Below are 13,404 nucleotides of genomic sequence, written 5' to 3' on the forward strand. Positions count from 1 at the left end.
ATAGGTCTGGACGCCGTCCGGGAGACAGGGCAGTGCGAGTGGCCGGCCGAACGGCCCGCCGGGGACAGTGCGGTGGAACTGGTGACCGGTTACCACGCCGTCGCCGAACGTCTGTTGCGACTACGGCTCGCCGCCACCCGCGAGATCTGCACGCTGATGGCGGACAGAGCCTGGCTCACCACGGGTGACGCGGTCAACGGCGTGCACCAGCGCATGGTTGTCGGACGTGACGCTCCGGCGCGCGGCGACGCTCCCGCGCCGGTGTCCGGTCACGGCGGACCGGCCGCCCGGGTCCGGGCCGTCGGCCGGGTGCCCGCCGAGTTCGTCGTCGCCGACCGCGCGGCGGCGCTGGTGGCGCTGTCCCCGGACAGTGCCCTCGCGGTGCGGCCCGGCGCGCTGCTCACCTCACTGGCCGATCTCTTCGAGGACGTGTGGCACCGGGCGCTGCCCCCGCGGGCGGGCGCGGACGACGCGCCGTACGAGCCCGCCGGGCCGGACGCCGTCGATCTGGAGGTGCTCTCGCTGCTGCTCGCCGGCCGGACGGACGCCAGCGCCGCCAAGCAGCTCGGGCTGGGCCTGCGGACGGTGCAGCGGCGGGTGAAGCGGCTGATGGAGCTGGCCGGGGTCACGACCCGGCTCCAATTGGGCCGGCACGCCGCCGAACGGGGCTGGACGGCACCGCGCTGACCTGCACTGATCCACGCGCGGACCGTGGAACGCCGCCGGTGGGGCGAATACCGGCCACACTGTCCGCAATCGTCCGGAAGCGGTGCCGCGCGCCTTCCGGCAACCTTGGTCCATGGGGACGTGGCAGCTGGTCCTGGTCGGCCTGGTGATGCTGCTCGGCCTGCTCGGCGTGGTGACCCCGGGGGTGCCCGGACCGCCGATCGTCTGGGCCGGAGTGCTGTGGTGGTCGATGACCCAGCGGACCGCCCTGGCCTGGGCCGTGCTGGCCGGGGCCACGGGGGTGCTGCTGCTGAACCAGGCCGTGATCTGGCTGCTCCCGGCCCGGCACCTGCGGGGCGCGGGCATCACCCGCCGCGCCTTCCTGGTGGCCGGTTCGGCCGGGATCGCCGGGTTCTTCCTCGTGCCCGTGCTGGGCGCGGTCCTGGGCTTCGTCGCCGGGCTCTACGGGATGGAGCGGCAGCGGCTCGGCGGGCACGGCGAGGCGTGGGCGTCGACGCGGAACGTGATGCGGGCGCTCGGGACGAGCGTCCTGGTCGAACTGTTCGCCTGCCTGCTGGTCGTGGGGGCGTGGATCGGATCGGTGTTGCGCGGGTGATCTTCCGCGGCCCCGATTGACAGCTCGTCCAGTTCCGTTGACCAGGGCGGTCAAGCGCGCGGTGCTTCGAGACCGAGCAGCAGCCGCTTGCGCTCCAGCCCTCCCGCGTATCCGGTGAGCGAGCCGTCCGCGCCGATCACCCGGTGGCAGGGGCGCAGCACCAGCAGCGGGTTGGCACCGATCGCGCCGCCCACGGCGCGGACGGCGGCGCGCGGGGCGCCGATGCGGGCGGCCAGTTCGCCGTATGTGGTGGTGGAGCCGTACGGGACGGTGTCGAGCGCGTCCCAGACCCGGCGCCGGAACTCCGTCCCCCGCACGGCGAATTCGAGCGCGAAGTCCTTGGTCTCCCCAGCGAAGTAGGCCGCGAGCTGCCGTCCGGCCTCCGCGAAGGCGCCGGGGTCGCGCTGCCAGCCCGGCTCCACGGTGGCGCCGTTCTTCTGCCCCGGCACGGACAGCGAGACGAGGGCGGTGCCGCCGGGCGCGGTCGCGGAGGGCGTGCCGGCGAGCAGGAGCGGGCCGAGGGGGCTGTCGATCTCGGTGTAGAGCACGGTCAGGCGTCCTTCGGTGAGTCGGTTCGGGGTTCGGCGGCGCGGAGCCGCAGGTGGTGCAGGGCGTACGAGCGCCAGGGGCGCCAGGCGGTGGTGTCCGCCGCCTGGTCCCCCGTTTCGCCCTGCGCTTCGCCCTCGGCTTCGTTGTCTGCTTCGTTCTCTGCCGGGAAGACGTCCGGATCGCCGAGCGCCCGCATCCGGATGTGGCCGGCCGTCCGGGCGTCGATGCCGGGCAGGGCGCGCAGGGCACGTTCCGCGGCGTCGCGGTCCGCGCCGGGGTCGAGCCGGACCGTGCCGTCCGCGAGGGCGGCGGTGAGTGCGCGCAGCGCCCGGCGGCCCGGCTCCGGGATGTCGTCGAGGGCGGCGCCGGCGAGGGTGCCGGCGTCGGGGAAGACATGGGTGAGGGCGCCGTCCGGCGCGGCGAGGGGCTTGCCGTACGCGCTCACGAGCCCGCCCGCGAGCGCCGCCGCCTCCCCGGCGGTCCTGCCCCGGGCCAGCACGGCGCGCACGGCGAACTCGTCCCCGTCGGCCGCGCCGGGCGAACGCAGGCCCGGCCGGGCGTCCACGAGGGGCCGCAGCAGGGGGTCGGCGCGCAGGCGCTCGGCGACGGCGTACGGATCGGCGTCGAGGTCGAAGAGGCGGCGCATCCGCTGCACGGCGGTGGCCAGGTCGCGCGGATCGGACAGGTGCAGACGGCAGTCGAGCCACTGGCCGCGGCGAGCCGGGCCCGGCTCGCGGACCTCGGCGACGGCGGTGCCGTACGGCAGGCGCAGCGTGCGGCGGAAGAGGCGGGCGCCCGGGGTGCCGCGCGTCTCCTCGATGCCGGGGACGGCGCTTCCCTGGAGGTGGTCGAAGATCTCCCGCGCGGCGTACGGGCCGCGGTAGGCGAGCCGCAGCGGGATGCCGGCCGCGGTGGTGGGTGCGGGGCGGCCGGCCCCCGGGCGGCCGGCCGCCTGGGCGCGCAGGGCGGTGGGCGTGCAGGCGTAGATCTCCCGGACGGTGTCGTTGAACTGCCGGACGCTCTTGAACCCCGCCGCGAACGCGATCTCCGTGACCGGCAGTGACGTCGTCGTCAGGAGGATCCGCGCGGTGTGGGCGCGCTGGGCCCGCGCGAGGGCGACCGGCCCCGCGCCGAGCTCCGCCGTGAGCTGGCGGTGCACCTGGCGCGTGCTGTACCCGAGCCGGTCCGCGAGGCCCTCGACGCCCTCGCGGTCCACGACCCCGTCCCCGATCAGCCGCATCGCCCGGCCGACGAGATCGGCCCGTACGTTCCACTCCGCGGACCCCGGCACGGCGTCCGGCCGGCACCGCCGGCAGGCCCGGAACCCGGCGCCCTGCGCGGCGGCCGCCGACGCGTGAAAACTCACGTTGCCCCGCTTCGGGGTGACCGCGGGGCAGCTGGGCCGGCAGTAGATCCCCGTGCTCGCCACGCCGAAGAAGAACTCTCCGTCGAAGCGGGCGTCTCTGCTGCTCACCGCTTGATAGCGGGAGTCGTCGAGGGGGGTGGGGGTGGTTTGCACAGGTCCAGTCTGCGGGATCGCCTGCGGCTGGCCTGGCGGGAATCGGACGTGGTGGTTCGCGGGCGGACGTGGTGGTTCGCGGGTGCGGGTTGGTTGTGGCTTTCTGTGGGGTGGCCTCAAGCGCCGGCCGGGCTGGTTTGTGGTGGGTGCCGGGGGTGGGACCTCCGGGCTGGGAACCTGGAACGCGGTGCGGATGCCGTGCTCTGTATTGAGTGCCGTAACGACGCACCGCGTTCCAGAACCCCACCCTCCAGCCCCACCCCCTCCCACCGGAGGGCAACATCGGGTTGTGGGGTGCGCCGGTTTTCCCTTTCAGCCCGGGTACGCCTTTCTTTCAGCCCGTTGGGGGCACCTCCCAGCGGTAGCTGGGGGAGTTTGAGGACGCGGCCGCAGGCGGCGAACCGGCCCGCAGCCGGGGGTCTGGGGCACGCGCCCCAGTGCGGGAAGGGGCGGGGCGGGGCGCGGAAAGAGCCCGCCGCAGGCGCCACGGGCCCGCAGCCGGGGACTGGGGCGGAGCCCCCCCACGCGGCGGAGCCGCACATCAAGGCGCACCCGGAAAGAACCCCACCCCACGACCAGCGTCAGCGCCCCCGTTTACGCGCCGACATCTCCCGCCCCGCCGCCTGCCTCCGCTTCCACTCGCGCCGGATCTCCGCCCGGAGCCGCGCGTCGGTCCGGGCGGCGATCCGCTGGTTCTCGCGGAGCAGCTTGCGGTAGCTGTCGAGGCGGCGCTGCGGGAGGTCGCCGGAGGCGAGTGCCTCCAGCACCGCGCAGCCCGGCTCGCTCTCGTGGCCGCAGTCGTGGAAGCGGCAGCGCGCCGTGAGTGCCTCGATCTCCGCGAACGCCCGTGCCACCCCGGCGTCCGCGTCGTAGAGCCCCACCCCGCGCAGGCCCGGTGTGTCGATGAGGACGCCGCCGCCCGGCAGCGGCAGCAGGTTGCGCGTGGTGGTGGTGTGGCGGCCCTTGCCGTCGCTGTCGCGGGTGGCGTTGACGTGCTGGAGGTCCTCGCCGGCCAGGGCGTTGGCGAGCGTGGACTTCCCGGCACCGGACTGGCCCAGGAGTACGGACGTGCCGCCGGTGAGCGTCGCGGCGAGCACGTCGACGCCCTCGCCCGTCGCCGAGCTGACCGCCAGCACCTGCGCGCCCGGCGCGGCCGCCGCGGTGTCGTCGAGGAGGTGGCCGAGGACGACGGGGTCGGCGACGAGATCGGCCTTGGTGAGGACGACCACGGGCGCCGCCCCGCTCTCCCAGGCGAGGGTGAGGAACCGCTCGATCCGGCCGAGGTCCAGCTCGGCGGCGAGGGAGGAGGCGATCACGGCGTGGTCGACGTTGGCGGCGAGGATCTGGCCCTCGGACCGCTGGGAGGAGGTGGACCGGACGAAGGCCGTACGGCGCGGCAGCAGCGCCCGCACGAACCCCCGGGTGAGGTCGACGGCCGCCCAGTCGCCGGTGCACATGATGCGCAGCGGGTCACCCGTGGTGACGAGCGCGGTGTCGGCCTGGACGGTCCGTACGCCTGTGCCGTCGGGGACGACGAGGTCGCAACGGCCGCGGTCCACGCGGACGATCCGGCCGGGCGTCAGGTCCTCGGCGGCGTACGGGGCGAAGCTTTCAGCGAACCCCGCGTCCCAGCCGTAGCGGGTGAGGGGGTGCGGAGCGGTGAGCTCGGACAAGAGAGGAGTCCTTCAGGAGAGAGTGGATCGTTACCTGCTTCCGTGTGCGGGCAGCGCCCGTCGCCGTGACAGTCATCGGTCCTCACCTCCTGTTCCTGCACCTTGTTGTGCGAAGCGATCGTATGCGGGGGGTGCGTACGATCGCCATGGGTTTTCCGCCGCGCGGCAGGACGCCCTGCGGGCGCGGCTGTTGCCGGAACGATCCGGCTCCTACTGCCCACCGCCGTTCGGGCGCGCGTGCTTGCCCGGGGAGTCCGGCTTCGCGTGCTTCGGGCGGTGTTCCGGACGCTGGATGCGCGAGCGTACGTCCTCCGGCGGGAGGAACTGCGCCCAGCGCTCGGGGAATTCCGACGGCGGTTCGCGGTCCTGGCCCACGGCGCCTTCCTCCACCTCGTCGTCGAAGTCCTCCTCCAGGCCCGCCTCCAGCGCGCGGGCGGCCCGCTCCGCGGCCTCGCGGGCCAGGGCCACCGCACGCTGCCGGTCGACCTCCGCGCGGGCGCCGGCCGTCGCCACGGACGGCCAGACGCGGTCTATGGCGGCGTTCACCGCGGCGCCGACCAGGACCGCGAAGGCCGAGACGCCGATCCACAGCAGGACGGCCACGGGCGCGGCGAGCGAGCCGTAGATGGTGAGGCCCTCCACGGTGTGGGTGAGGTAGACGCGCAGCAGGAGGCTGCCGATCACCCACATGGTGAGGGCGACCAGCGCCCCGGGGATGTCCTCCTGCCAGGGCGAACGGACCGGCACGGACACGTGGTAGAGCGTGGTGAGGAAGGCGACGGAGAGCAGGATCAGGACCGGCCAGTAGAGGAAGCGGACGAGGTCCGCGCTCCAGGGCACGACGTTCACCACCTCCTCGGGACCGGCCACCATCAACGGCAGGACCACCGCCCCGATGACGAGGGCGACGACGTAGAGGAGGAAGGCGAGCAGACGGGTCCGGACGATGCCGCGCTTGCCCTCCAGCCCGTACATGATCGTGATCGACTCGACGAAGACGTTGACGGCCCGGGAGCCGGACCACAGGGCGACCGCGAAGCCGATCGAGATGACGTCCGGGCGGCCCTTGGTGACGTCACGGAGCAGCGGCTTGGCGATCTCGGTGACGCCCTTGTCGCTGAGGACGGTCGCCGACGCCTTGAGGATGTTCTCCTGGATCGAGCCGATGGTGTTGGTGCCGGTCCAGTCGTCGAGATAGCCCAGCAGACCGAGGAGTCCGAGCAGCAGGGGTGGCAGGGACAGCAGGGTGAAGAAGGCCGCCTCGGCGGCCAGGCCGGTGACGCGGTACTCGACGCAGGAGTTGACGGTGTCCTTGAGGAGCAGCCACGCCATCCTGCGTTTCGAGACATTTCGATACAGGACCCTGGCCCTGTGGAGCCGGCCGACTCGCCGCCCCGATCGTTCGTTTGCTGCCTGCACGCTCTAACCGTATCGGCCCTGGCCAGGTTGGTTCGCACAGTGGCCGGGCGGGCCCGCGAGGGGGCGGCGGTGGCGGAGTCCGGGCGGAGGGTGATGCTGCGCCGACTCGGCACCACCCTCCGGCCGCTCGTGAAAAGGTTCCGCCCGCGCACTACCGGACCGCAACGGTTGCATGGAGTTGCAATCGCGCGGATGCCCCCACACACGGGGCTCCGCGGCGGCACCATGGCAACGTGAACCGCGGAACGATCGACTCACGTCTGCTGCCGGCCGTCCGCGAGGCTTGCCTCGGCGACGGCGCGCCTCCGGCTCCGCCCCGCCCGGTGATCGGGGAGTCCTGGCGCCGGGTGCGGCTCCACGGCCTCGACCCGGAGCATGGCGGCTCGGCCGCGCCCCCGCTGCCGGTGGAGGAGGTCGAGCACCGGCGGCACACCTCGCAGTTGGGCGGCCTGCTGCCGCAGCTCCGCGAGGGCCTGGGCGCCTTCGTGGACGTGGAGCGCCACCTGCTGGCCATCACGGACGGCGAGGGCCGGGTGCTGTGGCGGGAGGGGAGCCGGGGGACGCTCCGCAGTGCCGACCGGCTGGAGTTCGGGGTGGGTGCCGCGTGGACCGAGGAGCGGGTGGGCACCAACGGCATCGGCACGGCGCTGGTGGAGCGCCGGCCGGTGCAGGTGCACTCGGCGGAGCACTTCGTACGGACCCACCACGCCTGGACGTGCGCGGCGGCTCCGCTGCACGACCCGCGCGACGGGCGGCTGCTGGGCGTCGTGAACGTCAGCGGCCCGGCGCCCGCCTTCAATCCGGCGACGCTCCCCCTGGTGACGGCCGTCGCCAAGGTGGCCGAGGGGGAACTGCGCGCCCGGCACTGGGAGTCCGTGGAGCGGCTGCGTTCGGTGGCCGCGCCGATGCTCTCGCGCCTCGGCGGCCGGGCGCTGGCCGTCGACCGGGAGGGCTGGATCGCGGCGGTGACCGGGGCGGCTGCGGTGGGCCGGGTGGCGCTGCCCAAGTCCGTGCGGGCGGGGCTGGTGTGGCTGCCGTCGCTCGGGCTGTGCTCGCTCGAACCGCTGCCGGACGGCTGGCTGGTACGGGTCGCGGAGACCGCGCAGCCCGACGCCCAGCCGAACCGGGTGGTGCTCGACCTGCGGCGCGCCCGCGACTGGACGGTAACGGTCTCCGGCGCCGCGGGCCAGTGGTCGCAGGAGCTGAGCCCGCGCCACGCGGAGCTGCTCTACGTCCTGGCGCTGCACCCGGCCGGCCGGACGGCCGCTGAGCTGGCGGCGGACCTCTTCGGCGATCCGTCTCGCACCGTGACGGTACGAGCGGAGATGTCCCGGATGCGGCGCACGCTGGGCGGGGTACTGGGGCACCGCCCGTACCGCTTCGCGGACGGCATCGAGGTAAGGGTGCTCTCCCCGGCTCCCCCGGACGACCTCCTGCCGGGCTCGACGGCACCGGCGGTCATGAGAGCGCGACGCGGGTAGGCGGGCAGGCGGCGGCCGGGCGGGCTTCCTCGGGCGAGCCGCCCTACAGCCACACCCTCCAGCGTCCCCAGCTGCCGCTGAGAGCCCCCACAGACGGGCCAGGCCATACACGATCGACGACCCGCACCCCCTGCAGCCCGTCCGGCGATCGAGGACACCGCCGCGGCAGCGGCCGGTGCGGCGACCGGACAACCCGCGGCTGCGAAGCGCACCGCCGCCAAGGACCACGGCGAAACGCCGTGATTGGCTGAGCCCCATGAACACCCGCACCGTCACCACCTGGTCCCTCGAGCAGATCGCGCCAAGCGATCTGCTCCCCGCTCCTGAGCCCGACGCGTCCGCCGGGATCCGGATCGTCCGGGCCGAAGTGCCCTCGCCCGAGTTCAGCCGGTTCCTCTACACCGCCGTGGGCGGGGACATCGTCTGGACGGACCGGCTGCGCTGGACGTACGAGCGGTGGGAGGCGTTCCTGGAGCGGCCCGGCGTGGAGACGTGGGTGGCGTACGACCACGGGACCCCGGCCGGTTACATCGAGCTGGACGCACAGGACGACGGCGCGGTGGAGATCAGCTACTTCGGCCTGCTGCCGGCGTTCCGGGGCCGCCGGATCGGGGGCCACCTGCTGTCGTACGGGACCGCGCGGGCGTGGGACCTGGCCGAGCGGTGGCCCGGGCTCGCGCCGACGAAGCGGGTGTGGGTGCACACGTGCACGCTGGACGGGGAGTTCGCGCTGGCGAATTACGAGCGGCGGGGGTTCCGGCTGTTCGACACCGCGGTCACGGACGAGCCGCTGGTCCCCGCCCCTGGACCGTGGCCCGGAGCCTGACCTTCCACCCCTCGGCCGGGACGGCGCGCGCGGACTCGCCGTCCCGCATGGTGATACTCAATAGTCCGCCATACGGACAATGGTGGACTCTCCCGAGACCGCCATGCCACGCTTCCGTCATGTCCCGCGCCGGAGTTGCCTTGGTGAGTCGACGTCACGTCGATCTCGGCCGCATGTCCAGCGCCATCTGTCCGGCGCGCTGACAGCCTCAGCACCACCGCGCCCCCTCTTCCTCCCCGTACCCCGCGCCGACGTCGGCGCGTCGGGCCATTTCGGCATACGCGCAGGTCAGCAGGGCCCCCTCCAACCTGGGGCCGCTGCTCGCCGACGCGCTCCCGAGCGCCACCCCCAGAAGGACAGATCGCCATGGCTGCCACCTCGGAACTCCCCGTCGCCGCCACGTCCCGCCGCAAGGCCGGCCGCCACCGCGGCGAGGGACAGTGGGCCGTCGGCCACTTCACCCCGCTCAACGGCAACGAGCAGTTCAAGAAGGACGACGACGGTCTCAATGTGCGGACACGCATCGAGACGATCTACTCCAAGGCGGGCTTCGACTCGATCGACCCCAGCGACCTGCGCGGGCGGATGCGCTGGTGGGGGCTCTACACCCAGCGCAAGCCCGGGATCGACGGCGGCAAGACCGCGATCCTGGAGCCGGAGGAGCTGGACGACAAGCACTTCATGCTGCGGGTCCGCATCGACGGCGGGCGGCTCACCGTCGCCCAGCTGCGGGCCGTCGGCGAGGTCTCGGAGCAGTACGCCAGAGGCACCGCGGACATCACCGACCGGCAGAACATCCAGCTGCACTGGATCCGTATCGAGGACGTGCCCGCCATCTGGGACAAGCTGGAGGCGGTCGGGCTCTCCACCACCGAGGCGTGCGGGGACTGCCCCCGCGTGATCATCGGTTCGCCCGTGGCGGGCATCGCGGCCGACGAGATCATCGACGGCACGCCCGCGGTGGACGAGATCCACGACCGCTACATCGGCAGCAAGGAATTCTCCAACCTGCCGCGGAAGTTCAAGACCGCGGTGTCCGGCTCGCCCGTGCAGGACGTCGTGCACGAGATCAACGACGTCGCCTTCGTCGGGGTGGTCCACCCCGAGCACGGCCCCGGCTTCGACCTCTGGGTGGGCGGCGGCCTTTCGACCAACCCCCGGCTCGCCGAACGGCTCGGCGCCTGGGTGCCGCTGGACGAGGTCGCCGACGTCTGGGCGGGCGTGGTGGGCATCTTCCGCGACTACGGCTACCGCAGGCTCCGCAACCGCGCCCGGCTGAAGTACCTGATGGCCGACTGGGGGCCGGAGCGGTTCCGCCGGGTGCTGGAGGAGGAGTACCTGGAGCGGAAGCTGCTCGACGGCCCCCCGCCCGCCGCGCCCGTCTCACGCTGGCGCGACCACGTGGGTGTGCACCGGCAGCGCGACGGCCGCTTCTACGTGGGCTTCGCCCCGCGCGTCGGCCGGGTCGACGGTGCCACCCTCACCAAGATCGCCGAACTCGCGGGCGCGCACGGCAGCGACCGGCTGCGCACCACCGTCGAGCAGAAGATGCTGATCCTCGACGTGGCGGCCGACCGGGTCGACTCCCTCGTCGCCGGCCTGGAGGCACTGGACCTCCAGGTGCGGCCGTCGCCCTTCCGGCGCGGCACGATGGCCTGCACCGGCATCGAGTTCTGCAAGCTCGCCATCGTCGAGACCAAGGCGCGCGGCGCCTCGCTCATCGACGAACTGGAGCGCCGGATGCCGGACTTCGAGGAGCCGGTGACGATCAACATCAACGGCTGCCCCAACGCGTGCGCCCGCATCCAGACCGCGGACATCGGTCTCAAGGGCCAGCTGGTGCTGGACGCGGACGGCAGGCAGGTCGAGGGCTATCAGGTCCACCTCGGCGGCGCGCTGGGGCTCGAGGCCGGTTTCGGCCGCAAGGTCCGCGGGCTGAAGGTGACCTCCGCCGAACTCCCCGACTACGTCGAGCGCGTCCTCACCCGGTTCGCCGAACAGCGCGAGGAGGGCGAGCGGTTCGCGTCCTGGGTCGGGCGCGCGGCGGAAGCGGATCTGGCGTGAACAGCACCCGTACGACCGCCGGAACACCGGTGGAGCAAGCGGCGACAGGCACAGCACGAACCGGAACAAGGGGAACGGAATGAGCGGACGGGCCGCCCCCTTCTACTGCCCCTACTGCGGTGACGAGGACCTGCGCCCCTCCGAGGAGGGCCACGGCGCGTGGGAATGCGGAATGTGCAACCGCGCGTTCCGACTCTCGTTCCTCGGGCTACTGGCCAAGGGCCTGACGCCCGGACACCGTGAAGGGGGCAGCACATGACCGACGTGACCGATCTGCGCGACATCGCCGTACGGGCGGGCCGCGAACTGGAGGACGCCCCGGCGCCCGACGTCCTGCGCTGGGCGACGGACACGTTCGGCGCCCGGTTCTGCGTCACCTCGTCCATGGAGGACGCGGTGGTCGCCCATCTCGCCTCGCGCGTACGGCCGGGCGTCGACGTCCTCTTCCTCGACACCGGCTACCACTTCCCGGAGACCATCGGCACCCGGGACGCGGTGGCGGCCGTCATGGACGTCAACGTCGTCACGCTCACGCCGGAGCACAGTGTCGCCGAGCAGGACGCCGAGCACGGCCCCGCGCTGCACGACCGCGATCCCGATCTGTGCTGCGCGCTGCGGAAGGTCGCCCCGCTGGCCGCCGGCCTCGACCGCTACGACGCGTGGGCGACCGGCCTGCGCCGCGACGAGTCGCCGACCCGCGCGAACACGCCGGTCGTCGGCTGGGACGAGCGGCGCGGGAAGGTGAAGATCGCGCCGATCGCGCGCTGGACGCAGGACGACGTGGACCGCTACGTCGCCGAACACGGCGTACTCACCAACCCGTTGCTGATGGACGGCTACACCTCCGTCGGCTGCGCGCCCTGCACCAGCCGGGTCGCCGCCGGGGAGAACAACCGCGGCGGCCGGTGGGCGGGCCGCGCCAAGACGGAGTGCGGGCTGCACGGATGAACGGAAACGGGGAGCAAGTGATGAGCGGGGCCACGATCTGGCTCACCGGCCTGCCGAGCGCGGGCAAGACGACGATCGCCCACGCGCTCGCGGGGCGGCTGCGCGGCGAGGGGCACCGGGTGGAGGTGCTGGACGGGGATGAGATCCGCGAGTTCCTCTCCGCCGGGCTGGGCTTCTCCCGGGCTGACCGGGACACCAATGTGCAGCGGATCGGCTTCGTCGCCCAACTGCTCGCCGCCCACGGGGTGAAGGTCCTGGTGCCCGTCATCGCGCCGTACGCGGATGCGCGCGCTGCCGTCCGCAAGCGCCACCAGGAGCAGGGCACCGGCTATGTGGAGGTGCACGTGGCGACACCGGTGGAGGTGTGCTCGGAGCGTGACGTGAAGGGGTTGTACGCCAAGCAGGCGGCGGGAGAGATCTCCGGTCTCACGGGGGTGGACGACCCGTACGAGGAACCGGCCGATCCGGATCTGCGCATCCGTACGCACGAGCAGAGCGTGGCCGAGTCGGCGGCGGCACTGCATGCCCTGCTGACCGAGAGGGGGATGGCGTGAGTGGATTCTCCGAGGACGGTCTCTACGCGCTGTCGCATCTGGATGTACTGGAATCCGAAGCGGTGCATATATTCCGGGAGGTGGCGGGTGAGTTCGAGCGGCCGGTGATTCTTTTCTCCGGTGGCAAGGACTCGATCGTGATGCTGCACCTGGCGCTGAAGGCGTTCGCGCCCGCGCCCGTGCCGTTCGCGCTGCTGCATGTGGACACCGGCCACAACTTCCCCGAGGTGCTGGCCTACCGTGACCGGGTGGTGGCGGAGCACGGGCTGCGGCTGCATGTCGCCTCCGTGCAGGAGTTCATCGACGACGGCCGGCTGCGGGAGCGTCCGGACGGTACGCGTAATCCGCTCCAGACCGCGCCGCTGCTCGACGCGATCGAACGGCACCGCTTCGACGCGGTCTTCGGCGGCGGGCGGCGCGACGAGGAGAAGGCGCGCGCCAAGGAGCGCGTGTTCTCCCTGCGCGACGAGTTCGGCAGCTGGGACCCGCGGCGTCAGCGGCCCGAGCTGTGGCAGCTCTACAACGGCCGGCACGCGCCCGGCGAGCACGTCCGCGTCTTCCCGCTGTCCAACTGGACGGAGCTGGACGTCTGGCAGTACATCGCCCGCGAGGGCATCGAGCTGCCCGAGATCTACTTCGCCCACGAGCGCGAGGTCTTCGCCCGCAACGGCATGTGGCTGACCGCGGGCGAGTGGGGCGGCCCCAAGGACGGCGAGCCCGTCGAGGTGCGCCAGGTGCGCTACCGCACGGTCGGCGACATGTCCTGCACCGGGGCCGTCGACTCCGACGCCGTGACCATCGAGGACGTCATCACCGAGATCGCCGTGTCCCGGCTCACCGAGCGGGGCGCGACACGCGCCGACGACAAGCTGTCGGAAGCCGCGATGGAGGACCGCAAGCGCGAGGGGTACTTCTAGCCATGACCGCCATCGACTCCCTGACCGGCAAGGCCATGGCCCCGGCCGCGGGCCTGTTGCGTTTCGCGACGGCGGGCTCCGTGGACGACGGCAAGTCCACCCTCGTGGGGCGGCTGCTGCACGACTCCAAGTCCGTCCTCGCCGACCAGCTCGAAGCGGTCGAGGACGCCTC

Annotated in this window: 13 protein-coding genes and 1 pseudogene; 10 read left to right on the forward strand and 4 right to left on the reverse strand. The window is 73.0% G+C overall.

The genetic code is table 11. From position 1 onward, the window contains the following. Positions 1–288: 288 nt before the first annotated feature. Positions 289–687 (forward strand): annotated as a pseudogene (locus ACZ4A5_RS13530) (helix-turn-helix transcriptional regulator); the annotation flags it as partial. A gap of 112 nt (positions 688–799) precedes the next feature. After that, a complete protein-coding gene (locus ACZ4A5_RS13535) occupies positions 800–1,282 on the forward strand; it encodes a DUF456 domain-containing protein (RefSeq protein ID WP_467582200.1) in 483 nt (160 codons plus the stop codon). Between the two features lie 50 nt (positions 1,283–1,332). On the opposite strand, the gene ACZ4A5_RS13540 is transcribed toward ACZ4A5_RS13535, so the two are convergent. The 4 genes from ACZ4A5_RS13540 to ACZ4A5_RS13555 form a co-directional block, all read right to left on the reverse strand. Beyond that, entirely contained in the window at positions 1,333–1,836 is a 504-nt protein-coding gene (locus tag ACZ4A5_RS13540; protein ID WP_467582236.1) for a methylated-DNA--[protein]-cysteine S-methyltransferase, read from the reverse strand. Next, on the reverse strand, positions 1,833–3,350 hold the full coding sequence (locus tag ACZ4A5_RS13545; RefSeq protein WP_467582202.1) for a DNA-3-methyladenine glycosylase 2 family protein: 1,518 nt from the start codon (positions 3,348–3,350) through the stop codon (positions 1,833–1,835). Before ACZ4A5_RS13545 ends, ACZ4A5_RS13540 begins: the two co-directional genes overlap by 4 nt. Before the next feature lie 581 nt (positions 3,351–3,931). Continuing rightward, entirely contained in the window at positions 3,932–5,023 is a 1,092-nt protein-coding gene (gene rsgA, locus ACZ4A5_RS13550) for a ribosome small subunit-dependent GTPase A (protein WP_467582204.1), read from the reverse strand. A gap of 210 nt (positions 5,024–5,233) precedes the next feature. Further along, positions 5,234–6,442, reverse strand: a complete 1,209-nt coding sequence (locus ACZ4A5_RS13555; RefSeq protein ID WP_467582206.1) for a YihY/virulence factor BrkB family protein — start codon at positions 6,440–6,442, stop codon at positions 5,234–5,236. A 233-nt stretch (positions 6,443–6,675) separates the two neighbouring features. Between ACZ4A5_RS13555 and ACZ4A5_RS13560 the strand changes: the two genes are divergently transcribed. From ACZ4A5_RS13560 to cysD, 8 genes are all read left to right on the forward strand, one after another. Further along, the gene (locus tag ACZ4A5_RS13560; protein WP_467582207.1) at positions 6,676–7,923 is read left to right on the forward strand and encodes a helix-turn-helix domain-containing protein; all 1,248 of its coding nucleotides are present in this window, start codon (positions 6,676–6,678) and stop codon (positions 7,921–7,923) included. Positions 7,924–8,179: 256 nt separating this feature from the next. Further along, positions 8,180–8,749 (forward strand): GNAT family N-acetyltransferase, encoded by a 570-nt coding sequence (locus ACZ4A5_RS13565; protein ID WP_467582209.1) that lies wholly within the window; start codon positions 8,180–8,182, stop codon positions 8,747–8,749. 119 nt (positions 8,750–8,868) lie between these two features. Further along, complete coding sequence (locus tag ACZ4A5_RS13570; protein ID WP_356458947.1) at positions 8,869–8,952, forward strand: putative leader peptide; 84 nt, start codon at positions 8,869–8,871, stop codon at positions 8,950–8,952. A 163-nt stretch (positions 8,953–9,115) separates the two neighbouring features. Next, positions 9,116–10,813 carry a nitrite/sulfite reductase gene (locus tag ACZ4A5_RS13575; RefSeq protein ID WP_467582211.1) on the forward strand — a complete coding sequence of 566 codons (1,698 nt, stop codon included), beginning with the start codon at positions 9,116–9,118 and terminating at the stop codon, positions 10,811–10,813. Positions 10,814–10,892: 79 nt separating this feature from the next. Beyond that, positions 10,893–11,072 carry a hypothetical protein gene (locus tag ACZ4A5_RS13580; RefSeq protein WP_398867935.1) on the forward strand — a complete coding sequence of 60 codons (180 nt, stop codon included), beginning with the start codon at positions 10,893–10,895 and terminating at the stop codon, positions 11,070–11,072. After that, entirely contained in the window at positions 11,069–11,761 is a 693-nt protein-coding gene (locus tag ACZ4A5_RS13585; RefSeq protein ID WP_467582213.1) for a phosphoadenylyl-sulfate reductase, read from the forward strand. Before ACZ4A5_RS13580 ends, ACZ4A5_RS13585 begins: the two co-directional genes overlap by 4 nt. Positions 11,762–11,781: 20 nt before the next feature. Then, entirely contained in the window at positions 11,782–12,315 is a 534-nt protein-coding gene (cysC, locus tag ACZ4A5_RS13590) for an adenylyl-sulfate kinase (protein WP_467582215.1), read from the forward strand. After that, complete coding sequence (gene cysD / locus ACZ4A5_RS13595) at positions 12,312–13,232, forward strand: sulfate adenylyltransferase subunit CysD (RefSeq protein WP_467582217.1); 921 nt, start codon at positions 12,312–12,314, stop codon at positions 13,230–13,232. The genes cysC and cysD overlap by 4 nt, the downstream gene beginning before the upstream one ends. Positions 13,233–13,404: the final 172 nt, after the last annotated feature.

Source organism: Streptomyces sp. NPDC025618 (genome assembly GCF_055558795.1).

What these genes read in the sequence shown, in the direction of transcription:
- ACZ4A5_RS13535 (WP_467582200.1), top strand. Translation starts at nt 800, where the DNA reads ATGGGGACGTGGCAGCTGGTCCTGGTCGGCCTGGTGATGCTGCTCGGC.
- ACZ4A5_RS13565 (WP_467582209.1), top strand. Translation starts at nt 8,180, where the DNA reads ATGAACACCCGCACCGTCACCACCTGGTCCCTCGAGCAGATCGCGCCA.
- ACZ4A5_RS13570 (WP_356458947.1), top strand. Translation starts at nt 8,869, where the DNA reads ATGTCCCGCGCCGGAGTTGCCTTGGTGAGTCGACGTCACGTCGATCTC.
- ACZ4A5_RS13575 (WP_467582211.1), top strand. Translation starts at nt 9,116, where the DNA reads ATGGCTGCCACCTCGGAACTCCCCGTCGCCGCCACGTCCCGCCGCAAG.
- ACZ4A5_RS13580 (WP_398867935.1), top strand. Translation starts at nt 10,893, where the DNA reads ATGAGCGGACGGGCCGCCCCCTTCTACTGCCCCTACTGCGGTGACGAG.
- ACZ4A5_RS13585 (WP_467582213.1), top strand. Translation starts at nt 11,069, where the DNA reads ATGACCGACGTGACCGATCTGCGCGACATCGCCGTACGGGCGGGCCGC.
- cysC (WP_467582215.1), top strand. Translation starts at nt 11,782, where the DNA reads ATGAGCGGGGCCACGATCTGGCTCACCGGCCTGCCGAGCGCGGGCAAG.